We start from the raw sequence: 22957 nt of genomic DNA on the forward strand, positions 1-22957 counted from the left end.
TCTTTCGAGCCCTCGAAGGTTGATTCCGTGAACCAAACCAACACTAATTTAGCAAGTTGCTAAATTAGTAAGTTTGAGTCGCTTTGAACTTTTCAATACCAGCTTTGAATTCAGCTTCGATATCTTTGTCCCAAGCACCAGTCTCGTCAATTTTTTGCATTACTGCAGCATGTTCTGAACGGAAGTAAGCAATTAACGCAGCATCAAATGCAACGATTTTCTTCACTTCAACGTCAGCCATGTAGCCTTCGTTAGATGCATAAATTGAAACAGCCTGGTCAGCAATTGAGTAAGGAGCATATTGTTTTTGCTTCATTAACTCAGTTACACGTTGACCATGTTCAAGTTGCTTACGAGTTGCTTCGTCAAGGTCAGAAGCGAACTGAGCAAACGCTGCCAATTCACGGTATTGCGCCAAAGCGGTACGGATACCACCAGACAATTTCTTGATGATCTTGGTTTGAGCAGAACCACCAACACGAGATACAGAGATACCCGCGTTCACAGCAGGACGGATACCTGCGTTGAATAATGATGTTTCAAGGAAGATCTGACCATCAGTAATCGAAATTACGTTTGTTGGTACGAATGCAGATACGTCACCGGCTTGAGTTTCAATAATCGGCAATGCAGTCAATGAACCAGTTTGGCCTTTAACTTCACCGTTAGTGAATTTCTCAACGTAGTCAGCAGATACACGAGAAGCACGTTCAAGTAAACGGCTGTGTAAATAGAATACGTCACCAGGATATGCTTCACGACCTGGTGGACGGCGTAAAAGCAATGAAATTTGACGGTAAGCAACAGCTTGTTTAGACAAGTCATCATAAATGATTAACGCATCTTCACCGCGGTCACGGAAGTACTCACCCATTGTACAACCAGCATAAGGAGCTAGATACTGCATTGCTGCAGGATCAGCTGCAGCTGCAGCTACAACAGTTGTGTACGCCATAGCGCCAGTTTCTTCCAGCTTGCGTACTACGTTAGCGATAGTCGATTGTTTTTGACCAATAGCTACGTATACACATTTAATGCCAGAGTTTTTCTGAGCGATGATCGCATCGATCGCCATTGCTGTTTTACCAGTTTGACGGTCACCAATGATCAACTCACGTTGACCACGGCCTACAGGGATCATTGTATCTACTGATTTATAACCAGTTTGTACAGGTTCATCCACTGATTGACGCCAAATTACACCTGGTGCTACTTTTTCAACAGCATCAGTAAGTTTTGCATCAATAGGGCCTTTACCATCAATCGGGTTACCCAAAGCATCTACTACACGGCCTAAAAGTTCTGGACCAACCGGAACTTCTAATACACGACCTGTGCAACGAGCTTTTTGACCTTCTTGAAGGCTTAAGTAGTTACCTAAGACAACGGCACCCACTGAATCCTGTTCTAGGTTCAGTGCCATACCAAATAAGCCGCCGTCGAATTCGATCATTTCACCGTACATTGCATCAGCAAGGCCGTGAATACGCACAATACCGTCGGAAACCATAACAATGGTCCCTTCGTTCTTAGCGGTCGCGCTGGTGTCCAGATCGCCGATACGCTGTTTAATGAGCGCACTGATCTCGGATGGATTCAGTTGTTGCATTGCGCTATACCTCAATCTTTTTAAAGTTCAGTCTTCTTTTACGCAGTAATATTTATAAATAATTACGCAAGAAGACGAGTCCGCATTTTTTCAAGCTTGTTAAGCGCAGAATCATCTATCACTTGGTCGCCTGCACGAATAACTACACCAGCAATTAGCTCTGGTTTAACTTCTACAGAAACATTTACTGCAGCGTTAAAGCGTTTTTTCAACGCATCTGCAAGTAGTTGTTCTTGTGTAGAAGACAATGGGAATGCTGATTCAATCACAACATCCACAGTGTTGTTATTCTGTGATTTGAGCTGTTCGTATTCAGCTTCAATTTCAGGAAGAAGAGTCAAACGGTCATTTTCAGCAAGCAATGTCAAAAAGTTTGACACTGCTGCGGTTTGATCTTCACCTAAAACTTTAGCAAAAAGACTCACCTGCTCTGCAGGAGTAAGCTCAGGGCGATTTAAGTAAGCTGAAAATGCTTCGTCTTGCACCGCAGCACTGAGCAAAGTTAATGCATTTGACCAAGCGTCAGTTGCACCTTGCTCAGAAGCGTAAGCAAATGCTGCTTTAGCGTATGGGCGTGCCAACGTCAAGAGTTCAGCCATAATCCGCCTCTCTTAAAGTTTAGCAGCCAGCTGAGTCAGCATGGCATTGTGAGCTTCTGCGTCAACTTGCTGGGTCAGAATTTTTTCTGCACCAATCACTGCAAGAGCAGCAACTTGTTGACGTAATTCTTCGCGAGCAGCATTGATTTCAGTATCAACAGCTTCTTTCGCCTGTTGACGGATACGCTCACCTTCAGCAGCAGCTTGAGTACGCGCTTCTTCTACCAATTGCGCACCGCGACGGTTCGCTTGTTCGATCAATTGAGCCGCTTGTGCTTTAGCTGCGTCTAATTCAGCTTTCACTTGAGCTTGCGCATCGGCAAGGTCAGCTTTCGCTTTTTCAGCAGCGTTTAAGCCATCAGCGATTTTACGCTGACGCTCACTAATCGCATTGATTAGTGGTGGCCATACAAACTTCATGCAGAATGCGACAAAAATCGCAAATGCAATCGCTTGGCCAATCAATGTGAGGTTGATATTCATTGCTATTCCTCAATGGTTTAATTTAGGAATTAAGCTGATTAACCTACAAATGGATTAGCGAAGATGAAGAACAAGCCAATACCAACACCGATCATAGGCACAGCATCAAGAAGACCCGCGATTAAGAACATACGAGTTTGAAGTTGTGGAGCCAATTCTGGTTGACGAGCTACAGCTTCAAGGAAACGGCCGCCTAAAAGACCAAAACCAATCGCAGTACCTAAAGCACCAAAAGCGATCAAGATAGCAGATGCAATTGCAACTAGACCTAAAGTGAGTTCCATGATAATTCCTCAGAGGTTAGGTTTATACCAAATTAAAGTAAAAAATTAAGCCCAACCATCCGTTGATAGTCAGGCAATACCATTAATGTTTTTCGCTAGCCATACTCAAGTATACGATAGTCAGCATCATGAAAATGAACGCTTGTAACGTAATAACAAGAATGTGGAAGATCGCCCAAGGCACAGACAACGCCCACTGGATCCAGAACGGTAATAACGCGATGAGGATGAAGATTAACTCACCTGCATACATGTTACCGAAAAGTCGTAGAGCCAATGAAACTGGACGTGCAAGGAATGTTACGAGTTCCAGAATCAAGTTCACTGGAATGAGCAACGCTTTTGCAACTGGGTTACTTGGGTTAAATGGGTTGAGTGCCAACTCGCCGACGAAACCGCCGATGCCCTTTTCACGAATGCTATAGAACAAGATAAGTACAAATACCGACAATGACATACCAAGGGTAACGTTAGGGTCAGTAGATGGAACAATCTTGAAGTAAACGTGATGCGGGTCCATGCCAAATACATTTGCACCGATCAGTTGAGCTGTATACGGGATAAAGTCAACCGGGATCAAGTCCATTGCGTTCATGAGGAAAATCCACACGAAAATGGTCAGTGCAAGTGGTGCAATTAAGCGTGACTTGCCATGGAAAGTGTCGCGGACACTTGAGTCAACAAACTCGATGATCATTTCGATTGCAGACTGGAACTTGGTAGGAACACCAGCGTTTGCAGCTTTCGCTACTAACCAGAACAACAAACAGAAAACCACACCGAGAGTGATAGACCAACCCATTGAATCCAAGTGAATAGCAGTGAACCCCATCTGTTGAGCTTCATCAGCAGTCTCAGCCAATTTCCAAGAACCATCAGGCATTTTGCCATAGGTTAAATTGGTCAAGTGATGCTTGATGTACTCGGTCGAAGTAAGGGCATGTTCTTCAGCAGCCATAAATCACACCTGGTCAATGTCAAATACTAAATAGAGGGAACGAACATCGCGTGCTGCCTGATATCTCGTTCTTCTCCTAAAAAACTTTTCAATTTTTTGTTGTGTTTAAACTTATTTCCGGAGTCGTGACGCCCAAAAAGGTGCGACCCACGTCATCGTCTGAACAAGTATAAATCCACAAAACAGCGCCACCGCTGACAACGGTTTGACGTTGCTTAAAATTAAAATGAAACCAACAATCACAATTGCAAACTTGCCCATCAAGCCTCTATACATGTTCGAAAGAACCTGTTTTGAAGCTCGCGCACCTGCGGCTCGAAACGATTGCCAAGAAAAATAACAACTTGCAAGCCAACACACTAACGCACCAAGTGCGGCGCTGTAAGCTGCAGTTGAGTCTTTCAGGACCCACGCTATCAAGGCTGAAACAGGAATCATGCATGCTTGTAAGATGACTAAAGCTTTCGCTAATCGTCGGTCAATCATGCGACTAGTTCGGCTCATTATTTATTCACTCACAGCAATCATGCTTGACAAGTTTAGCTGATGATCGTTTTTAATCGCAGGCATTATAGAGTTACACCCCTGAACATGCAATCTTTTCCCGACCTAAGTCGGATTTTTTAATTACATAAATCGCTTTTGAACTCATCAATTGTTGCTTATTTTTTGCATCATTTTCGTGCGTTTTGTACACACTTATAGGTTTGATCGGCCAGTTTCTTCCATGCCAGCACAAAGTCTCCTTCCCCGCCCATGCTCTCATCGACAGCCTGAAAGGTCACCGGATTCAACTTCTGGTACTGGTTTTTGCTGGCATGCCCTTCTGCCAAGAGGCACATATTGCGAGCTGGACGGCTATCATTTAAATACTTGATTTGGGCGATGGTCGGTGCAACATGTGGATCATCGGTCAATGCGCCGGAAAATTTCAGGTTTAAAGCGCGTTCCAGATATTGATAGGCATCATGATAGGCCCAATAAGGCTTTACTGTTGCATTGTTATTGTATTGTTGTGCACTCAGCAACATTTCTTGAGCAAAGCGTTTGGCATTGGCCCAGTATGCTTCTTTATGTTCTGGTAATTGTTGTGAACGCAGGGCTGCAATAAAAAAGCCGATACGTACGGCATTGTTGGGATCTAGCCACACATGCGTATCTACCGTATTGTTCAACGCCACACCACGGGTAGTACGCTGAGGCAGGGTTTGCACAATACCGGAATCTAAAATTGCAATCGCTTTGGGATTATCAGATAACAGCTTGTTCAATGGGGCTTCATGTGCCTTACCTAACCAGATGACCAAAGAGGCATCCAAAATGGCTTTGCGATGCGCTGGAGTCAGGGTAATGTCATGTCCAGACTGATCTTGCAACAAGAGCACAGGCTTCTCTACACCCTGAGTAACTTCCTGAGCGATAAGATAAATTGGATGCGTAGAAACCACCAGATTTTGTGTCCAGCCCACGCTACTAAATAGAGCCAGAACACAAAATGCAAAGAAACGGCACATGAAGAAGGTCACCAAATATTCAATAAGTGTTATAATATAACAAATCGACAAAAATACCTACGTTTAATCGAAACGGGTCTTGCTTCATGTTAAGATTTAATGTCCTTTTGTTTTTATAAATTTCGCACTTGAGGTTTTGCTATGAGCTTATGTTCGCACGAACATCACAATGCATTACATGGCGTACATGACCATCATAATATAGCAACTCGTCTTGCTGAAGCAGAAAGTCTCTGTGCAACGACTGGCGCACGCTTAACCCCATTACGCAAAGAAGTATTAGAACTGATTTTGAATGCCACTGGCCCAATGGGTGCCTATGACTTGCTGGCTAAAATCAAGAGTGAATCTGACCGTCCTGCTGCGCCACCCACCGTGTATCGCACTTTGGACTTTTTACTGGAAAAAGGTTTAATCCATCGTTTAACTTCGATTAATGCCTATATTCCATGTTGTCATCCGCGCGAAGGACATCAGGCTGCATTTTTAATCTGTACCCAGTGCAAAAATGTCAAAGAAGCTTCGGCTCAGGGTTTATTAACACAATTAGATGAACTTTCAGCATCTGATCAATTTACTGCACAGCACAGTATTATTGAAATTTCCGGGATATGTCAGCAGTGCCGCAACAAACAGTAACAACCCATCCCCTGATTACCCTGGACAAAATCAGTGTGCGGATTGACGACCGTGACATCTTAAAAAATGTGGATTTCGCTTTACATGAGCGAGAAATTGTCACGCTGATCGGTCCGAATGGTGCAGGAAAATCTACCCTGATTAAAGTGCTTTTGGGAATTGTAAAAGCCAATTCAGGCAAAATGCATAGCCATAAAAAACTCAAGTTTTCTTATGTGCCGCAAAAGTTTAGTCCATCGCATAGCCTGCCTTTGCGGGTGCAGGATTTATTGGCTTTAGAACACTGCGATGCCGATATAAAAGCAGAAATTATTCGTGATACTGGCATTACCAAATTACAGGATTGTAAGGTTCAGCAACTTTCAGGTGGTGAACGGCAACGGGTGCTATTGGCACGGGCTTTACTGCGTTTGCCTGATGTACTGGTACTGGATGAACCGATGCAAGGTCTGGATATTCAGTCCGAAGCTGAACTGTATGAATATGTCAGAAGCCTGCCGATCAAATATGGCTGTGCCGTCTTGATGGTCTCACACGATCTGCAATGGGTCATGCAGGGTACGCATCGCGTCGTCTGTTTAAACAAGCACATCTGCTGTAGCGGCTTGCCGGAAAATGTGCAGCAGCATCCGGAATATCAGGCTATTTTTGGCACCAATCGGGTGTTCTATCAACATCATCATGACCACTGTGCGCATGGTGACAGTGCGACTCCGTGTCAGCATGATCCTCGTCCACATATTCACCCTGAACCGGAAGCTTAAGCCATGATGGAATGGTTACAACTCTTGTTACCTGCATGGACCATGGGAACCTTGTTGGTGTTTCTGACGGCTCCGCTAGGCTGTCTGATGTTATGGCGACGGATGTCTTTTTTTGCCGACACCATGGCACATGGCACTTTATTGGGCGTGGCGATTGCAGGTGCTTTGAGCCTGCCTTTATGGTTGGGCGTGAGCTTTTTGGCTTTTCTATTGGTAGCCATTTTATGGGTACTGCATGATCCTCGCCTGCCCAATGATGCCCTACTGGCACTTTGTTCAGCCACCCTGCTCTGCTCGGGCTTACTGTTTATTCAACATATTCCAAGTTTAAGACCTGAACTGCTCAGCTATTTGTTTGGCGATCTGCTGCAAATTTCCTGGTCAGACTTGCCAATGTTTGCCCTGGTCATTATTGCGGCTTTAACTGTGTTGTATAAAAACTGGCAAGCACAGATTCAGATTGCAATTGACCCTGATATGGCAGTGAGTGAAGGCGTAAATGCCAAATGGCAGCGTCTGGTCTTTATGTTACTGCTGGCTTTATTTACTGTGCTAGCTTTACGTGCAGTCGGTTCATTGTTGATGGGTGCCTTACTGGTTATTCCGGCATTAACAGCGCGCTTGTTGGCAAACTCACCCAAACAGATGGTGGTTTGGGCTTTTGTGATTGCTCAAATTGGGATTAGTGTCGGTCTATGGTCCAGCGCAGGTCTAGATACATCGACTGGTTTAACCATTGTACTGACCATGGCAATTTTATTTGCCGTGATTTTTGCAGTGCAGAAAGTGAAGAAGATGGCTTGATAGCGCATACCATAAAAAAAGCCATGCGATTGCATGGCTTTTTTATTAGCATAAGATCATAAAGAAATAAGGATTAATTTTTTAGTTTTGAAAGATAAGATTATTTTGTTCTTCTAAATAATCTTTAAATAGTTTTTTCTCAAACTGCTTATTCGATTTAAAACGAATCCAGCGCTGACCATCCCAAGCCTCTGGAAATATGCCAAAACCTAACATGCAGCTATTTTCCATCACTTCAGGATACATCGCCATAACGATAAGTCTATAACGACTATAATTATTATCTAGAGTAGTAAATGGCAGCAAATCTTCAAATGGCAGATCAAAAGGCTTAATGAAAATTGCATAATCGTCATGATCAGACTGAATCAAATCGGCAGATAATTTATTAAAATGTTGCTGAAACTGCTTTTTAGAAAATGATTTAAAATTCATTTGAGTTTCAATATCGCAAAAATCATCTTTAACAACATAGATATCTTGCATAACAAAGTTATTATCAAAAGGCTCTATCTGGTCTTCAGCGATAACTTGTTGAAATCCAGCTATAACAAGAATTAAACCCAAGACGGTACAAAAGTTTATTTTAGATTTAAATTTTTTCATTTTAGATCATTTCATGGTTATCTTACTGATGTACAAAACTTAATAAACCGGCCGCACAGGCAAACAACACGGCAAAGGTTCGGCTCATATATTTCTGCTGTTTCGGAGATTTCAGCAATCGTAAAACTTTGGCTGCCAGCCCCGTATAACCTGCCATCACAATCAGATCAATTGTTACCATGGTGACTGCCATAATCAGGTATTGAATCCACTGCGGTTTAGACAAGTCTAGAAACTGTGGCAACACCGCAAGTAAAAACACAATGGCCTTGGGATTACTCATATTGACTAAGAAACCATACAGAACCAGTTTAGGAATAGATTTAGTGGGTTGCTCTTGCTGAATCTCAATGGACTGGGCAGGTGCTTGCCATTGCAAATAAGCTAGATATAACAAGTATAATACCCCAAACCATTTCACCACCAGAAAAGCCCAAGGTGTGGTGGCAAAAAGCACACCTACCCCTGCTGCAACAATCCCGATTTGTAATAACAATGCCAACTGTAAACCTAAAGCATTCCAATAGCCACGACGGAAGCCATAATTCAGACCACTCGACATGGATGCAATTGCACCTGCACCCGGCGAAATACTAATCACCCAACAAGCCAACATATACGCCAGCCAAACCTGGTAAGACATAAAATACAAGGAGATAAAAAATTGAAACTATTATATGACTTTTCATCTTTTAAATGCTTGAAAAATTGATCATCAAAAATAAGTATTGGGCTATTCACCTCGGCAGTGATAAGGCACAATAAAGCCAGCCACGTCTTTGATAAAAATTGTTAGGAGCCATGTATGACTGCCCAATCTGTAATTTTACCGTTACCTTCAGATCATGCTCGGTTTATTGTTTTACGTTTAAAAGACTTAACGATTGATGAGTTAAAAGAAAAACTGCAAGATTTATTTACTACCCGTGATCGTTTAATCACGCAACATCCAAATGCACAGATTAAAACCGGGGTAGCCTTTGGTCCTGAACTTTGGGCAAAACTCTATAATCAAAGTCCTGCTGGTTTTAAACAATTGGAACCGATTCAAGGTTCATTTCAAATGCCTGTAGCTCCGGCAGATTTATTGATTCATGTTGCATCTCAACGCACTGATATCTGCTTTGCTTTAAGCCAGTCATTCTTTGAAGGTATTCAAGATAAAGTAGAAGTGCTGGATGAGCGCGTGTGCTTCCGCAATTTTGATGGTCGTGACCTGACTGGTTTTATTGATGGGACTGAAAACCCACAATTTCCAGATGATCGCGCCGAAGTCGCTTTACTCGGTGAAGATGCCGGAATTTTTGCCGATGGCTCATTTGTATTTGCACAGCGTTATGCGCACAACTTGGCAAAATGGAAACAGTTAAAAGTTGATGCTCAAGAACATGTGATTGGCCGAACCAAATTGGAGTCGATTGAACTAGAGGATGATGTTAAGCCTAAAAATGCTCACATTGCGCGTGTTGTGATTGAAGATGACAAAGGCGAAGAAATGGAAATTTTACGTCATTCTCTTCCTTATGGAGATGGTAAAGGTGATCAGGGTTTATTCTTTATTGCTTATACCAAGAGCTTAGAAATTATTGACCATATGCTGAAACATATGTTTGGTACTACAGGTGATGGTATACATGACCGTCTACTTCACTTTGTCACGCCAATGGACGGTGCTTATTACTTTGCACCGAGTGAAGAGTTACTGGAAGAGGTTTTGGAAGGATAAAAGTTTCAAAGTAGCTACCTTTGTAGCTACTTTTTTATATAAGAAAAAATCAAATAGTCAGAATTTTCTTAAACCCCTCAAAGCGCACCATAGTTCCATAAGGAGGCAAAAGAATTAATTACATACTGTTGTATCTTGACATGCTATCCATCCTGAAGTCGTTCGACCATTTTTATTTGTATATACAATATTTAACCATCTAGAATTCACTTCTTTTATTTTAAATTTATCGCCTTTAATCAAATATCCGATATGTTCTGGGGTAAAATTATTAACATCATTAATAAATGTTTTACGAAGTACTATTCCACTATCAAGCTTTCCATTCATCCAATCTTTAAATAACTTTGAATTTAATTCATTTTTTAAGTCACTCTGAGTAGAATAAGGAAATTTATATATTATTTTTTTGTGTTTATAATCTATTATATCACCACCACTACCAAAAAAATTAGATAACTTTTCATTTTCCTTACAAAAATTATTTTTATTACACTCATAGGCACGTATCATATAATATTTATTTAAATAATTAAATCTATTTAGTGGGTCTCTATAATCTTCACTATATGAAATCCCAAGAAAAATATTATATTTATCTTTTAAATTGCTAGAAAATATATAATCAATTTTCAGATCATTAGCAGGAACCTCATAAGAATCCATTTTATTTATTTTTTTTCCACAATCACTTATATATACATCCATTTTATTAACAACCTCTCTAGACTCCACACACATATAATCATTTAATTTAAATATATTTTTTGCATAAATAGAAGAATTTAATATTACAGATAGAAAAATAAATATTAATTTTTTAAAAAAATAATTCATTTACATGTACCATATTTAATAATAAATTTTCTAGCTATCTCTTTTTTAGCTATTTTTCTTTCATTCAATTTCATTTCTCCACCATTTACTAAGTGCGTTATAGAAGTTGTTATACTATCCGAATCAATTTTTATGCTTTCACCTGCTGTAAGACTGACTATTTTTCCATTTTTTTTGTTTTTCCAAAACCAGATCCCTGTCTCTATGGCTACACTATAATTATTTTCTAAAAGATTAGGATTATTAACAATATCTAAACCTGTTCCTTTAGCACAATCTTCATAGCCTATAAAATGGGTTAAGTGTAATAACCCCCTTCCTCTATAATCTCTATTGGGATATTTATCATTTCCATATAAATGAAAACCATATGCAGCATCATTATCGGCTAGATGATTCCAAATATAATTAAGTTTCTGCTGTCTAGTATATTCTCCCATGCCACGTCTCTCAAAACCTAAATTTATTGCCGTTGGAGATATTCTATAAATATTTTCAGGTTTCTTAAAAGTTTTCTTAGTATAATTCAAACTCTCTCTTAGTTTTGTAAAATTCTCAGTTTCTATTTTTCCCTGAGCTAAAATATTAACTAAATCTCTACAAGAGTTTACTCCATATTTTTTCATAAAGTTAGGTAACTGTAATAATGCTGCTTGAAATTCAGCTTTAGCTTTCGGAGCGATATTTTTTATAAAATCTATGTCAAGTTTTAAAGACTTCCCACAAGTCATACATGTAATACTTTCTGTAATAGGTTTATTAATATTCGGTTCATTTTTCGCTGTGCTACCGATTGTTACATCCACATCTAAATGCAATTTAACTGAACTTTCATTTATTCTTTTTGGCAAATAGTCTACAGATTTTAGCGGGCTACCATCAGGTTTATATACTGTTATCTTCAAACACTTTCCAATATAACCTCGAACCGCAAGCTTTCCATTTGAAACAGAAATTAGATTTTTTTCTTTGCTCTCTACAGCCAATATCTCAACATTGGTTTTTTCTACAATATATTTATTGTCATTTCTATCTAGCAAAGTGATCGTCGATAAGCTTTTAAAATTATCGTAAGGTTCATCTAATTGAATAAGAATTGGCTGTTTAGAACCATTACCAGAATTTACAGATTTTTTTAAAACAAATGTATCATTCGAGGTCAGAACTAAAATTTCAATGTCTCGATTTGGAGAAGATTCTATTTCTGCAAGTCCTTCTTCATTGGTAGAACGTTCAAAAGACTTTTTCCCTTTAGGACGCGATTGTATAGGAAAATTGCTCATCACTTTTCCATTACTATCAACCACCTTAAAAAAATTCTTTACTGTTTTACTCTGAGGAATTTTTATATTTTCTTTTCGATATTCTTCAATAGTTTTTGGTAAATAAACTTTTATGGGATTACTGGCAGATGAAGTTACAGATGAATTCATCATTTTAAAAACCATATATTCTTTAGCATTCGGCGGTTTAGCTAAAATTTCGATTGTTCTGTTAGAAGAAGCCTGAAAGATGAAAAAACCCTTTTCATTTGTCTTTTGCTGGTTTTCTCTGGTTGATCCTTGATAACGGGACTTTACATTTAGATTAATAATTCGTTGACCGGATTTATCATAGAATTTAGAAAAAATTGTGACTAAATGACTCATTAATCAAAATCCTCTTCTGTATAAACTTCATCATCTTCTAAAATTTTTTCTATCAACTCATCACCATTATCATTTGATATGTCCTGACTTAAATAAGTATTTAAAGAGTTAAATCCCAATGCTGTAAATTCTGTTTGTTGTGGAGTATAGAACCTTAAGGAACTCATATTTTTTTCGCTATCCAGCTCATTTTTAATATTTTTAATTAATTTTCCATCTGATTTATCAACAATAAAAATTTCCTTTTCACCCTCTGAAAAACAATTCCAACTGTAATCCATCTGATTACTATAAGGCGTTTCCAAACTTGGTAGGCTGGTCTGAGGCACAACTGCCTTCCCTCCTCCAACAAAACTATGCTGCCCCGCCTTACTTTCAAACTTCCCACCCGTAGTGGTAAAAATACCATCACCATTAATTTTTAATTGTGAACCGCCAGCAGTCAGTACAATCTCTTTAGGGCTAGTTATTTCAATCTTGTCTTCGGTCGAAATCAGCTTAACAACCTTACGGGCTATGGCTTCAATGGCATCATCCTGCGCCTGTATTTCAATTTTGCCTTTTCCTGCATACAGTCGTGCTCCCTGTTGTGCCGCAAAAAGACTAATCTTTTGACCGGCATGTCCAATCAAAGATTTCTGTGTACTGAAGTTAATACTCTCTCCCGCACTATGACTAATCTGTTGATCTGCTGAAATATAAATATTGTCATTGCTGGAAAGTGCAATCGAATGAGGCGCAACGAGTAGCAGTAAAGCCTGTTTAAAACTGTCCGCTTTCTCCTTTTCCCCACTTTCCATTTGCTCAAGAAAAGCCTTCAGCTTTGCTAAAGCTTCTAAGGGATCCGTTAGCTGATTTTCTGCAACCTGACTCAATGCCTGAGCATTATTCAGACTCGATTGCAGTTGATTCTTTGCTTCATGAGTACTGAGATGATGACCGCTCGCCTGGTCCTGATGATGGGTCGAAATCAGTAAGCCTTTACCCGCCCGGACAGCACCCCATTGATCTGTTCTTAACTCAAAGCCCTCACCACGTCCATCACTGGTTGCTTGATCTTTGGGATGACTCAAGTTCCCCAAATTCAACTGGCTTGCGCCATGGCTACTATGCAATTGGCTACTAATCTGCCCTGTAGTGTCATCAAAACGCAGCTGGTTAAAGCCTTCACCTGCGACTTCTTGTGAGCGAATCCCGCTGAGCTTTTTGGTATCGGGTAACTGCCCCTTCACATCAAACATGGTTTGATGGCGTTCCGCTTCATGAATCCGCCCCACTACAAAAGGCCGATCGACATCTCCTTCAAAAAAGTCGATGACCACGATTTCACCAATCCGCGGATGGAAACGAGCACCATAACCCTCACCTGCCCATGGGGTGAGTACATCCACCCAGGCTGAATCGGTGTCATTGTCATTACTGCCCGCGCCACCATCATGACTATGGTCATCACTACGGGTAAACATAAAGCGAACCTTAATCCGCCCCCATTGATCGACATAAATGGTTTCACCTTCTGGACCCACCACTTTGGCCCGTTGCGGATGGGCTGCCGGTCGATGCATCAAGGGATGATATTCCGGAACTACCGCCACATGACGTCGCACTACATATAGCTCATTGGCTTGTCGTTCATCACCTTGATGTTGCCAGCGACTTAAACTCAGTAGGCTGTCTAATTGCTGCAAAATATCTTTGGGTAAATTATTTTGGTTATAAAAGATTTTACCCAAAATCAGGAATTCTTTATCCGAACCTGAATGCAGATCAATTTCCGGATGATCAAGCAACTCAAACCAGTAGCCAACATGGGCATCACGCACACTGCTCTGGGCAGTGAAATATTTGGACTGCAAATCCTGATATTGAGACAACTGCTGATTAAGTTTGTCTAATTGCTGGCTGCCTGAAGCCGTAGTTTGATCGGCACCGGTTAAATCTGAAGTCCATGCAGGACTGATGGTCCAGGCTTGCTCTAAACTTAAAGTTTCATTGTCTTGCACATCACTATGTTGATGATGGCTAAGCAGCGGATTGGCTTGATCCTGAGACAGACTGTTGGCTTGCCAACGCTGAACCTGAATCGCAGTGGACTGTAAATAGCGCTCAGCAATAAAACTGGTGATACTATCCAAGCGTTCTGTGGCATGACTGCGATGAAAACGAATACTTCTTCTACTTAAAGCACTGTATTGCGGATTTTCATCAATTAGCCGTAATTTCTGCGGCTGAATTGCTGCCGAGGAACTCACAACGACATGTTCAGCTTCATCAATCAGCCAGTTAATGCCTTCGCTACGCCATAGTCGGGTTAAAAACTCATAATCCGTTTCATTGGCCTGCATCACAAAAGGACGTACATCATATTCTCGGCTCAAACCTTGGGTATTTAAGCTTAAACTTGCCGAAAATAACGTACTTTTAGCCTGCCATTCTTTGAACAGAATTTCACTGATATCACGAACGCTTTTGTTCATAAACACGCGACTGTTACGGCGCTTGTGCCACAGTGCAGTCGCATCTTCAATGGTCAGTTTATACAGGGTTAATGCACCATCACTTTGACCTTGGCTGGCACCTGTCACGATGCCCGTGATTCGGGATAATTCACCTAAATCCGTCACCTGATCGACAGCTACCCGCCCGCCAATAAATTGTTTCAGCGGAATATATGCGTTGGTCGACAGGCAAATCAGTTCAGCCTTAAAGCCATGATTAATGCGATGTTGTCCTTCAATTCTTTGAATAAAGACCAGAGGATTGAGTAGTTCATTGGAAAAATATAAATGCAGGGCGCGTTTTTGCAAACTTAAGCCCATCGCATCAATCAGGGTATGGATGGTTTTCAGCATAATAATTAATTGTTTTAGCAGTGTTATTTTTTTAGTGGCTGCATTCTAAAAAATGTTTGTTTTTTAGTCTAGTGAGTTTTTTGTTAATTTTAATAAAATGAGCAACTCAGTTAAATGGATGAAATTAGATAAAAAGTGCAGAGATTAAGGTCATCCTTTTATTCTGCTGTAAGGGGCTTGCTGTTACACTGCAAAACATAAGAATATTGAAGAGTTCGGGTCATGATTGAGATTCATTCCAAACTACCGGCACAGGGTGTCACCATTTTCAGCGTGATGACCGCCATGGCACATCGCCTGAATGCCTTAAATCTCTCTCAAGGTTTTCCAGACTTTGCAGCCCCGCCTGCACTGTTAAAAGCTTTAAGTCAAGCTGCTTTGGATGGCTTTAATCAATATGCACCCAGTGATGGCTTAATTTCACTGCGTGAACAGGTGGCGCAGCAATTTTTAAAACGCGATCAATTGGTGATTGATCCCATCACTGAAATCACCATTACGCCCGGGGCCACCATTGCGATTTTTGTTGCCATTCAAGCCCTGATCCATGCTGGTGATGAAGTGATTATTTTTGATCCCAGCTATGACAGCTATGGACCGAGTGTGCAACTGGTGGGTGGCAAAGCCATTCATATTCCTCTGGTTGCACCCGAGTTTTCCGTGAACTGGAATCAGGTCAAAGATGCTATCAACGATAAGACCCGAATGGTCATTGTGAATACTCCTCACAACCCTACCGGTGCAATTTGGTCACGTCAGGACTGGTTAAATTTAATTGAACTGATTCGTGACAAGAATATTGTTGTGCTGTCCGATGAAGTTTATGAACATCTGATTTATGACGGCCAAAAGCACTATTCGGCGCTGTCTTTCCCTGAGTTACGTGACCGCAGCATTGTGGTCGGTTCCTTTGGTAAAACCTTTCATGTCACCGGCTGGAAAACCGGTTATTGCATTGCCTCACCAGAACTGATGAAAGTATTTCGCCAGATTTATCAGTTTGCCAGTTTCTGTAGCGTGACACCGGTACAAATGGCCCTGGCCACTTTTATGCAGCAGCATCCCGAGCATATTGCAGGACTTGCAGAGTTCTATCAGGATAAACGTGATCTGTTTAATTCAGGCCTGCGTAACTCACGCTTTCACTTCACGCTTTCACAGGGTACTTATTTTCAGAACCTGAATTATAGTGCCATCCGTCCCGATCTGGATGATGTCGAGATGTGCAAGTTCCTTGCTGAAAAGCACGGGATTGTTGCCATTCCAATATCTGTGTTTTATCAGCAAGCGCCGGAAAATTTACGTTTAATTCGTTTCTGTTTTGCCAAAAAAGATGAAACCTTAGAACAGGCATCTGCCATTTTATCTGCTGTTTAAATTCATGATTTATTCGTCAATTTAAGCCTTAGTTACTTAACAACTAAGGCTTTTTTAAGCAAACTCAGGTAGTGTGATTTTAAATCTAAAAAATGATAAAAATACCTTTACAGGACGTTCAATGTCTCAACACCAATCACTGCTTGATCAAAAAAAATTATGGAAAACCTTTTTAATTTTCCTGTTGCCGTTGATTGCGACCAATATTTTACAAAACCTTTCAGGAACGATTAATACCATTTTTGTCGGGCAAATGATGGGGGTGAATGCCATTGCAGCAGTGGCTGTATTCTTTCCGATTTTGTTCTGTTTGTTGGCTTTTGTGATTGGTCTTTCAGCGGGTGCAACCGTATTGATTGGACAAGCGTGGGGGGCGAAAAATATTGAAAAAGTCCGTTTTGTCGTCGGTTCGACCCTGTTTATGACTTTAATTGGCGGCAGTATTATTGCCCTGTTCGGGGTACTTTTTGCTGAATATATTTTGCTTGCCTTAGGCACTGATCCGGACGTGATGCATCTGTCATTGCCTTATGTACAGTGGATGCTTGCCGGCAGTCCCTTGCTGTTTATTTATATTATTTATACTTCAATTTTACGCGGTGTCGGTGACAGCACTACCCCGCTGATTGCATCCGGCATTACTATTCTGATTGGCGTACTGATTACCCCTGTGCTGATTGCGGGGTATTTTGGCTTTCCAAAAATGGGCATTGTTGCACCTGCCATTGCCACCATTGCCGGTTACCTTGCAGTACTGATCTTTTTGGCCGTGTACTTAAATAAAAAAGATCATCCACTTAAGCCTGACCGTCATCTGCTCAGTCATATTCGCCATCAACACGAGCTCAGTATAATTATTCTGCGTTTGGGTATTCCTACCGGTGTCCAGATGGTCACCACCTCCGTTGCCGGTCTGGTGATTGTCGGCCTGGTCAACCATTATGGTTCACATGCAACCGCAGCCTATGGAGCAGTCAATCAGGTGCTGAATTACATTCAGTTCCCAGCCCTGTCTATTTCTATTGCCGCGTCTATTTTTGCTGCTCAAGCCATTGGTGCAGGAAAATCGGATCTACTGAACAAAGTGACGCGTACCGCACTTGGAATGAATATCGCCATTACCGGTGGATTAGTGGCTTTAGCCTATCTGTTCTCCAAATATCTGATGGCTTTGTTTATTACTGATCCAACGGTGGTTGTATTGGGACAGCAACTTTTATTTATTGTGTTGTGGTCGATCCTGTTCTTTGGTGCCAGTGCCATTTTTGCATCCATCATGCGTGCCAGCGGTACCGTGACTGTTCCCATGATTATTAATATTGCTGCCATTTTGGCAATAGAAGTGCCCTGTGCTTACCTGTTCAGTCAATGGTGGGGCTTGCAAGGTATCTGGTATGCCTATGCCTTGGCATTTGTCTGCTTATGTATTCTTCAAGGTCTGTATTATCAATTGGTGTGGAAGAAAAAGACCGTGACTGCCCTCATTTAAATTCATTAATGAAAACAGTTCACCGATTTAAAAAACTGCTGCAATACTTGATCAAGAGAATCAAATCCTTATCCCATATAAATGATATGGATTTAATTTTATCGTATTTTTCAAGCCTGCTATTCCTTGTTATAAACCTGTTGAAAATCAATGATGATAACAAGGGATCAGCATGGCTAAACGACAAATTAAACTGGGTGCTTTTATTCCAACAACTTCACAGCACGCTGCGGGTTGGCGTCATCCCCAATCTCGTCCGCAAGATCATTTAAGCATTGATTATGCGATTGAACTGGCAAAAACTGCCGAAAAGGGTTTGTTTGATGCTTACTTCCTTGCCGATGGTTTGTCGGTGAACTGGAGTCATGGTGCCTCCAAAAGCAAGCAAAGTATTGGTTATAGTGACAAGGTGGTTGGTTTTGAACCGGTGACTTTATTTGCAGCCCTTTCAGCAGTCACTCAATATATTGGTTTTATTGCCACCGCATCTACTACCTATGAAGAGCCGTACCTTTTGGCCCGTAAATATGCCTCTTTAGACCATATTTCTAAAGGTCGTGCGGCATGGAATGTGGTGACCACCATTTCAGCGGATACCGCGCGCAACTTTGGTTTTACTGCGCATCCGGATGCCAAAGTCCGTTATGAACGTGCGGATGAATTTATTCAAGTGACGCAAAAGCTTTGGGATTCCTGGGAAGATGATGCTTTCCTCTACAATAAGGAAAGCGGTCAATTTTTTGATGCCAGCAAGCAACATGAACCGCTACATACAGGCAAATATTTTAATGTTCAGGGTGCGCTGAATGTCCCTCGCCCACCACAAGGTTACCCGGTGATTGTGCAAGCCGGTCAGTCGGAAGATGGTCGTGAACTGGCAGCAAAATATGCCGAAGTGATTTTCACGGCGCAGCAGAGTCTGAGCGATGCCCAAGCCTTCTACCGTGATGTCAAAGCACGCTTAAGCAAATATGGCCGTCATGCCGATGACTTAAAAATCATGCCTGGCGTATCCATTTTCGTGGCAAAAACCGAGCAGGAAGCCCAGGAAAAATATCAGTTATTAAACAGTTTAATTCATCCGGATGTCGGTCTAGGTTTATTGTCCGGTCTGGCTGGTCATATTGATCTTGCAAAATTTGATCTGGATGCGCCTTTCCCGAAACTGGAAGATGCCGACCTCAACTTCTCTAGCCGCCAGCAAATGATGATTGAGATTGCACAGAAGCATCATTTCAGCATTCGCCAACTGTATGAATATATTGCCTCGGCACGTGGTCACTGGACTTTAATTGGTACCCCTGAACAAGTGGTCGATGAGCTACAAAACTGGTTTGAAAATGAAGCGGCTGATGGCTTCAATGTATTGCCGCCATCTACCCCAGCAGGCTTGAATGATTTTGTTGAGTTGATTGTGCCTGAATTGCAACGTCGCGGCCTGTTCCGTACTGCATATGAAGGAACCACCTTACGTGAAAATCTAGGATTAAAACGTCCTGAAAACCAGTACGTACTAGCACAACAACAAGCGCAGGCATCTTAATCCAGGAACGATTTAAAATGCCCTACGGGGCATTTTTTATGTGCTATTAAAACCTTTTGGACTTTTGATCTTATTAATAAACATAAACTCAGAAAAACCATCCTTCCTGTCTTAAATAGCATTTCATATAAGCACTGCATTTTTTCTACTGTTCCATTTGCAACAAAGCAACTTTTTTACTGTTGATTATTAAACACATAAAAATATTATGTATTTTATATTATTGTTTTTAATCATATTTATACCTGGCACACATCTTGAAACATGGCCTGTTAAGAAAAATACAATCAATAGGATAGAACCATGTCTAAGCGTCAAATTAAACTGGGTGCCTTTATTCCAACTACCTCCCAACATGCTGCCGGATGGCGTCATCCTGAATCGCGCCCGCAAGATCATTTAAGTATTGATTATGCGATTGAGCTGGCACGAACCGCAGAAAAAGGTTTATTTGATGCCTATTTCCTTGCCGATGGCTTATCGGTCAGTTGGGGTTCTGCAAAAGAGGGCCAACAGGGTTTAGGCGACAAAGCAGTAGGTTTTGAACCGGTGACTTTGTTTGCTGCCATTTCAGCAGTCACCCAACATATTGGCTTTATTGCCACCGCATCCACCACCTATGAAGATCCCTACATTTTGGCGCGTAAGTTTGCCTCACTGGATCATATTTCCAAGGGTCGCGCTGCCTGGAATGTGGTGACCACGGCTTCAGCGGATACCGCGCGTAACTTTGGCCTCGAACAGCATCCTGATCCGAAAACCCGTTATGAACGTGCCGATGAATTTATTGAAGTGGTGCAAAAACTTTGGGATTCCTGGGAAGATGATGCCTTTATTTACAATAAAGAAAGTGGTCAATTTTTTGATGTCAGCAAATTCCACGAACCAAAACATCAAGGAAAATACTTTAAAGTTGATGGTGCTTTAAATGTCTCTCGTCCAGTCCAAGGCTATCCGGTGATTGTACAAGCGGGTCAGTCGGAAGATGGTCGTGAACTTGCTGGGAAATATGCCGAAGTAATTTTCACTGCGCAACAAAACCTGGCCGATGCACAAGAATTTTACCGCGATGTCAAAAGCCGTTTAGTGAAATATGGCCGTCAGCCAGATGACCTAAAAATCATGCCGGGTGTCTCTATTTTTGTCGCAAAAACTGAACAGGAAGCGCAAGAAAAATACCAATTGCTCAATAGCTTGATCCATCCAAAAGTTGGTTTAAGTTTACTGTCAGGTTTATCGGGCGGGATTAATTTAGAAAAATACGACCTAGATGCCCCCTTCCCGAAACTGGAAGATGCCGACATCAACTTCTCTAGCCGTCAGCAAATGATGATTGATATTGCGCGTAAGCATAACTTCAGCATTCGCCAGCTGTATGAATATATCGCCTCGGCACGTGGTCACTGGACTTTAATTGGTACCCCTGAACAAGTGGTGGATCAGCTACAAAACTGGTTTGAAAATGAAGCTGCGGATGGCTTTAACATTTTACCGCCAACGACCCCAACCAGTCTGAATGACTTTGTTAAGTTGATTGTACCTGAACTGCAACGCCGTGGTCTGTTCCGTACCGAATATGAAGGTAAAACCTTACGCGAAAATTTAGGTTTGAAACGTCCTGAAAACCAATATGTTTTAGAAAAACAGCAAACCAAAGCTTCATAAATTGTGCTGAAACCTGCCAATTTAAGGCAGATTTTAACACCTCTTCATTCTCTATAACCAACCTAATAACACTTAAAAAACAGGAAACATGATCATGACTAAACGTCAAATTCGCTTAGGGGCCTTTGTACCGGGAACATCCCAACACGTTGCAGGCTGGCGCCATCCGGATGCCCGTCCCCAAGACAGTCATCAGCTTAAATATTTTATTGAACTGGCAAAAACGGCTGAGCGTGGATTATTCGATGCCTATTTCCTTGCCGATGTTCCAGTCACCGTCGATCCGGACACCACGCCCAATCTCGGTTTAACAGGGGGCTTTTCCGCAGGGCTTGAACCTGTTTCCCTGTTTTCGGCACTCGCCGCAGTCACTGAACATATTGGCTTTATCGCGACCGCTTCAAGCACTTATGAACAACCCTATAACTTGGCACGTAAATTCGCTTCACTCGATCATTTATCCAATGGTCGTGCTGCGTGGAATGTGGTGACCACTTCGGGTCCAATCGTAGCGAAAAACTTTGGCTTAAACGATGCGCCACATCCGAAAGAACGTTATGAACGTGCCGATGAATTCATTCAGGTCGCACAAAAACTTTGGGATACTTGGGAAGATGATGCCTTTGAATATAATAAAGAAACAGGGCAATTCTTTGATGGTAAAAAAATCCATCCCCCTCGTTTTCAAGGCAAACATTTAGCTGTGCATGGCGGACTCAATGTGGCACGTCCACCGCAAGGCTATCCGGTGATTGTTCAAGCAGGTCAGTCGGAAGAGGGTCGTGAATTAGCAGCTAAATTTGCAGAAGTGATTTTTACGGCACAGCAAAAAATTGAAGATGCGCAAGCCTTTTATAAAGATGTTAAAGGACGTTTGGCCAAATATGGCCGCCACGCCGACGACCTGAAAATCATGCCGGGGGTCTCGATTTTTGTGGCAGAAACGGAAGAACAAGCCCGCGCCAAATACAATGAATTGAACAGCTATATTCACCCTTCCCTCGGTTTGTCCTTACTCAAACAATTGGGCGGTTTTACCGAAGACTTATCACAATATGATTTGGACCAGCCCTTACCCGAGCATATTGGCCAACTGGAAAATGGTGCCAGTCGTCAACAATTGATTTTAGACATTGCCCGTCAAAATAACTTCACTATTCGCGAACTGTATCAATGGGTCGCAAGTGCGCGCGGGCATTGGACGATTATTGGCACACCCACTCAAGTCGTTGATGAACTGCAAACATGGTTTGAAAATGAAGCTGCGGATGGTTTTAATATTCTGCCACCCACTACTCCTGCAAGCCTAGATGATTTTGTGAATTTAGTCGTGCCGGAATTACAACGCCGTGGCTTGTTCCGTACCAAATATGAAGGTAAAACCTTACGCGAAAACTTAGGTTTGAAACGTCCTGAAAACCAGTATGTTTTGGCAAGTCAGCAAGTGAAAGCATCTTGATTGAAAATCGGTTGAATATCCCTCATTCATGAGGGATTTTTTATTTCTGGCTCTTTTCAGCAGATCTTAAAAAACCTGCTTTACGCAGGCTTTTGAATAA

At 41.6% G+C, this 22957-nt stretch carries 21 protein-coding genes; 9 read left to right on the forward strand and 12 right to left on the reverse strand.

Features of this window, described 5'->3' with window-relative positions:
• Positions 1 to 64: 64 nt before the first annotated feature.
• The 7 genes from atpA to ACE01R_RS08230 all read right to left on the reverse strand — a co-directional run bounded on the left by atpA (position 65) and on the right by ACE01R_RS08230 (position 5447).
• Positions 65 to 1609, reverse strand: coding sequence for a F0F1 ATP synthase subunit alpha (gene atpA, locus ACE01R_RS08200; protein WP_086196639.1), 1545 nt, complete (start codon positions 1607 to 1609; stop codon positions 65 to 67).
• Between the two features lie 62 nt (positions 1610 to 1671).
• The gene (locus tag ACE01R_RS08205) at positions 1672 to 2208 is read right to left on the reverse strand and encodes a F0F1 ATP synthase subunit delta (RefSeq protein WP_395550328.1); all 537 of its coding nucleotides are present in this window, start codon (positions 2206 to 2208) and stop codon (positions 1672 to 1674) included.
• A gap of 12 nt (positions 2209 to 2220) precedes the next feature.
• The gene (locus ACE01R_RS08210; RefSeq protein ID WP_086196641.1) at positions 2221 to 2691 is read right to left on the reverse strand and encodes a F0F1 ATP synthase subunit B; all 471 of its coding nucleotides are present in this window, start codon (positions 2689 to 2691) and stop codon (positions 2221 to 2223) included.
• A 38-nt stretch (positions 2692 to 2729) separates the two neighbouring features.
• Positions 2730 to 2975, reverse strand: a complete 246-nt coding sequence (atpE, locus tag ACE01R_RS08215; protein WP_000424060.1) for a F0F1 ATP synthase subunit C — start codon at positions 2973 to 2975, stop codon at positions 2730 to 2732.
• A gap of 82 nt (positions 2976 to 3057) precedes the next feature.
• Positions 3058 to 3933 carry a F0F1 ATP synthase subunit A gene (gene atpB / locus ACE01R_RS08220; RefSeq protein WP_092820018.1) on the reverse strand — a complete coding sequence of 292 codons (876 nt, stop codon included), beginning with the start codon at positions 3931 to 3933 and terminating at the stop codon, positions 3058 to 3060.
• A gap of 111 nt (positions 3934 to 4044) precedes the next feature.
• On the reverse strand, positions 4045 to 4437 hold the full coding sequence (locus ACE01R_RS08225; RefSeq protein WP_086196642.1) for an ATP synthase subunit I: 393 nt from the start codon (positions 4435 to 4437) through the stop codon (positions 4045 to 4047).
• A 170-nt stretch (positions 4438 to 4607) separates the two neighbouring features.
• Complete coding sequence (locus tag ACE01R_RS08230; RefSeq protein WP_395550329.1) at positions 4608 to 5447, reverse strand: metal ABC transporter solute-binding protein, Zn/Mn family; 840 nt, start codon at positions 5445 to 5447, stop codon at positions 4608 to 4610.
• A 141-nt stretch (positions 5448 to 5588) separates the two neighbouring features.
• On the opposite strand from ACE01R_RS08230, the gene ACE01R_RS08235 reads away from it, so the two are divergent.
• From ACE01R_RS08235 to znuB, 3 genes are read left to right on the forward strand one after another with little or no spacing between them, the layout of a single operon-like run.
• Positions 5589 to 6086 carry a transcriptional repressor gene (locus ACE01R_RS08235; protein WP_395550330.1) on the forward strand — a complete coding sequence of 166 codons (498 nt, stop codon included), beginning with the start codon at positions 5589 to 5591 and terminating at the stop codon, positions 6084 to 6086.
• Positions 6059 to 6850 (forward strand): zinc ABC transporter ATP-binding protein ZnuC, encoded by a 792-nt coding sequence (gene znuC / locus ACE01R_RS08240; RefSeq protein WP_395550331.1) that lies wholly within the window; start codon positions 6059 to 6061, stop codon positions 6848 to 6850. The genes ACE01R_RS08235 and znuC overlap by 28 nt, the downstream gene beginning before the upstream one ends.
• Before the next feature lie 3 nt (positions 6851 to 6853).
• The gene (znuB, locus tag ACE01R_RS08245; protein ID WP_395550332.1) at positions 6854 to 7654 is read left to right on the forward strand and encodes a zinc ABC transporter permease subunit ZnuB; all 801 of its coding nucleotides are present in this window, start codon (positions 6854 to 6856) and stop codon (positions 7652 to 7654) included.
• A gap of 81 nt (positions 7655 to 7735) precedes the next feature.
• On the opposite strand, the gene ACE01R_RS08250 is transcribed toward znuB, so the two are convergent.
• Positions 7736 to 8260 carry a hypothetical protein gene (locus ACE01R_RS08250; protein WP_395550333.1) on the reverse strand — a complete coding sequence of 175 codons (525 nt, stop codon included), beginning with the start codon at positions 8258 to 8260 and terminating at the stop codon, positions 7736 to 7738.
• 22 nt (positions 8261 to 8282) lie between these two features.
• Positions 8283 to 8903, reverse strand: coding sequence for a LysE family transporter (locus tag ACE01R_RS08255; protein WP_395550334.1), 621 nt, complete (start codon positions 8901 to 8903; stop codon positions 8283 to 8285).
• Between the two features lie 162 nt (positions 8904 to 9065).
• Between ACE01R_RS08255 and ACE01R_RS08260 the strand changes: the two genes are divergently transcribed.
• Positions 9066 to 9986, forward strand: coding sequence for a Dyp-type peroxidase (locus tag ACE01R_RS08260; RefSeq protein WP_395550335.1), 921 nt, complete (start codon positions 9066 to 9068; stop codon positions 9984 to 9986).
• Positions 9987 to 10100: 114 nt separating this feature from the next.
• On the opposite strand, the gene ACE01R_RS08265 is transcribed toward ACE01R_RS08260, so the two are convergent.
• Genes ACE01R_RS08265 through ACE01R_RS08275 form a run of 3 tightly spaced genes read right to left on the reverse strand, consistent with a single transcriptional unit; the run spans position 10101 to position 15324 of the window.
• A complete protein-coding gene (locus ACE01R_RS08265) occupies positions 10101 to 10823 on the reverse strand; it encodes a hypothetical protein (RefSeq protein WP_395550336.1) in 723 nt (240 codons plus the stop codon).
• Entirely contained in the window at positions 10820 to 12472 is a 1653-nt protein-coding gene (locus tag ACE01R_RS08270) for a glycoside hydrolase family 19 protein (RefSeq protein WP_395550337.1), read from the reverse strand. The genes ACE01R_RS08265 and ACE01R_RS08270 overlap by 4 nt, the downstream gene beginning before the upstream one ends.
• Entirely contained in the window at positions 12472 to 15324 is a 2853-nt protein-coding gene (locus ACE01R_RS08275) for a type VI secretion system Vgr family protein (protein ID WP_395550338.1), read from the reverse strand. The genes ACE01R_RS08270 and ACE01R_RS08275 overlap by 1 nt, the downstream gene beginning before the upstream one ends.
• A 222-nt stretch (positions 15325 to 15546) precedes the next feature.
• Between ACE01R_RS08275 and ACE01R_RS08280 the strand changes: the two genes are divergently transcribed.
• The 5 genes from ACE01R_RS08280 to ACE01R_RS08300 all read left to right on the forward strand — a co-directional run bounded on the left by ACE01R_RS08280 (position 15547) and on the right by ACE01R_RS08300 (position 22857).
• Positions 15547 to 16701: a methionine aminotransferase gene (locus ACE01R_RS08280; RefSeq protein ID WP_395550339.1), complete on the forward strand. Its 1155-nt coding sequence runs from the start codon at positions 15547 to 15549 to the stop codon at positions 16699 to 16701.
• A 121-nt stretch (positions 16702 to 16822) separates the two neighbouring features.
• A complete protein-coding gene (locus ACE01R_RS08285) occupies positions 16823 to 18190 on the forward strand; it encodes an MATE family efflux transporter (RefSeq protein ID WP_395550340.1) in 1368 nt (455 codons plus the stop codon).
• 172 nt (positions 18191 to 18362) lie between these two features.
• Positions 18363 to 19733, forward strand: coding sequence for an LLM class flavin-dependent oxidoreductase (locus ACE01R_RS08290; RefSeq protein WP_395550341.1), 1371 nt, complete (start codon positions 18363 to 18365; stop codon positions 19731 to 19733).
• A 303-nt stretch (positions 19734 to 20036) separates the two neighbouring features.
• Positions 20037 to 21398, forward strand: coding sequence for an LLM class flavin-dependent oxidoreductase (locus ACE01R_RS08295; protein ID WP_395550342.1), 1362 nt, complete (start codon positions 20037 to 20039; stop codon positions 21396 to 21398).
• 94 nt (positions 21399 to 21492) lie between these two features.
• On the forward strand, positions 21493 to 22857 hold the full coding sequence (locus tag ACE01R_RS08300) for an LLM class flavin-dependent oxidoreductase (RefSeq protein ID WP_395550343.1): 1365 nt from the start codon (positions 21493 to 21495) through the stop codon (positions 22855 to 22857).
• Positions 22858 to 22957: the final 100 nt, after the last annotated feature.

This window comes from Acinetobacter sp. BSP-28, from assembly GCF_044130285.1.
Taxonomy (GTDB): Bacteria; Pseudomonadota; Gammaproteobacteria; order Pseudomonadales; family Moraxellaceae; genus Acinetobacter.

Bases quoted from the DNA above. Each gene is read 5' to 3' on its own strand.
- ACE01R_RS08250 (WP_395550333.1), bottom strand. From the start codon at position 8,260: ATGAAAAAATTTAAATCTAAAATAAACTTTTGTACCGTCTTGGGTTTA.
- ACE01R_RS08235 (WP_395550330.1), top strand. From the start codon at position 5,589: ATGAGCTTATGTTCGCACGAACATCACAATGCATTACATGGCGTACAT.
- ACE01R_RS08290 (WP_395550341.1), top strand. From the start codon at position 18,363: ATGGCTAAACGACAAATTAAACTGGGTGCTTTTATTCCAACAACTTCA.
- ACE01R_RS08265 (WP_395550336.1), bottom strand. From the start codon at position 10,823: ATGAATTATTTTTTTAAAAAATTAATATTTATTTTTCTATCTGTAATA.
- atpE (WP_000424060.1), bottom strand. From the start codon at position 2,975: ATGGAACTCACTTTAGGTCTAGTTGCAATTGCATCTGCTATCTTGATC.
- ACE01R_RS08270 (WP_395550337.1), bottom strand. From the start codon at position 12,472: ATGAGTCATTTAGTCACAATTTTTTCTAAATTCTATGATAAATCCGGT.
- ACE01R_RS08295 (WP_395550342.1), top strand. From the start codon at position 20,037: ATGTCTAAGCGTCAAATTAAACTGGGTGCCTTTATTCCAACTACCTCC.
- ACE01R_RS08280 (WP_395550339.1), top strand. From the start codon at position 15,547: ATGATTGAGATTCATTCCAAACTACCGGCACAGGGTGTCACCATTTTC.
- ACE01R_RS08255 (WP_395550334.1), bottom strand. From the start codon at position 8,903: ATGTCTTACCAGGTTTGGCTGGCGTATATGTTGGCTTGTTGGGTGATT.
- ACE01R_RS08205 (WP_395550328.1), bottom strand. From the start codon at position 2,208: ATGGCTGAACTCTTGACGTTGGCACGCCCATACGCTAAAGCAGCATTT.
- ACE01R_RS08300 (WP_395550343.1), top strand. From the start codon at position 21,493: ATGACTAAACGTCAAATTCGCTTAGGGGCCTTTGTACCGGGAACATCC.
- znuB (WP_395550332.1), top strand. From the start codon at position 6,854: ATGATGGAATGGTTACAACTCTTGTTACCTGCATGGACCATGGGAACC.
- ACE01R_RS08275 (WP_395550338.1), bottom strand. From the start codon at position 15,324: ATGCTGAAAACCATCCATACCCTGATTGATGCGATGGGCTTAAGTTTG.
- ACE01R_RS08230 (WP_395550329.1), bottom strand. From the start codon at position 5,447: ATGTGCCGTTTCTTTGCATTTTGTGTTCTGGCTCTATTTAGTAGCGTG.
- atpB (WP_092820018.1), bottom strand. From the start codon at position 3,933: ATGGCTGCTGAAGAACATGCCCTTACTTCGACCGAGTACATCAAGCAT.
- znuC (WP_395550331.1), top strand. From the start codon at position 6,059: ATGTCAGCAGTGCCGCAACAAACAGTAACAACCCATCCCCTGATTACC.
- atpA (WP_086196639.1), bottom strand. From the start codon at position 1,609: ATGCAACAACTGAATCCATCCGAGATCAGTGCGCTCATTAAACAGCGT.
- ACE01R_RS08225 (WP_086196642.1), bottom strand. From the start codon at position 4,437: ATGAGCCGAACTAGTCGCATGATTGACCGACGATTAGCGAAAGCTTTA.
- ACE01R_RS08285 (WP_395550340.1), top strand. From the start codon at position 16,823: ATGTCTCAACACCAATCACTGCTTGATCAAAAAAAATTATGGAAAACC.
- ACE01R_RS08260 (WP_395550335.1), top strand. From the start codon at position 9,066: ATGACTGCCCAATCTGTAATTTTACCGTTACCTTCAGATCATGCTCGG.
- ACE01R_RS08210 (WP_086196641.1), bottom strand. From the start codon at position 2,691: ATGAATATCAACCTCACATTGATTGGCCAAGCGATTGCATTTGCGATT.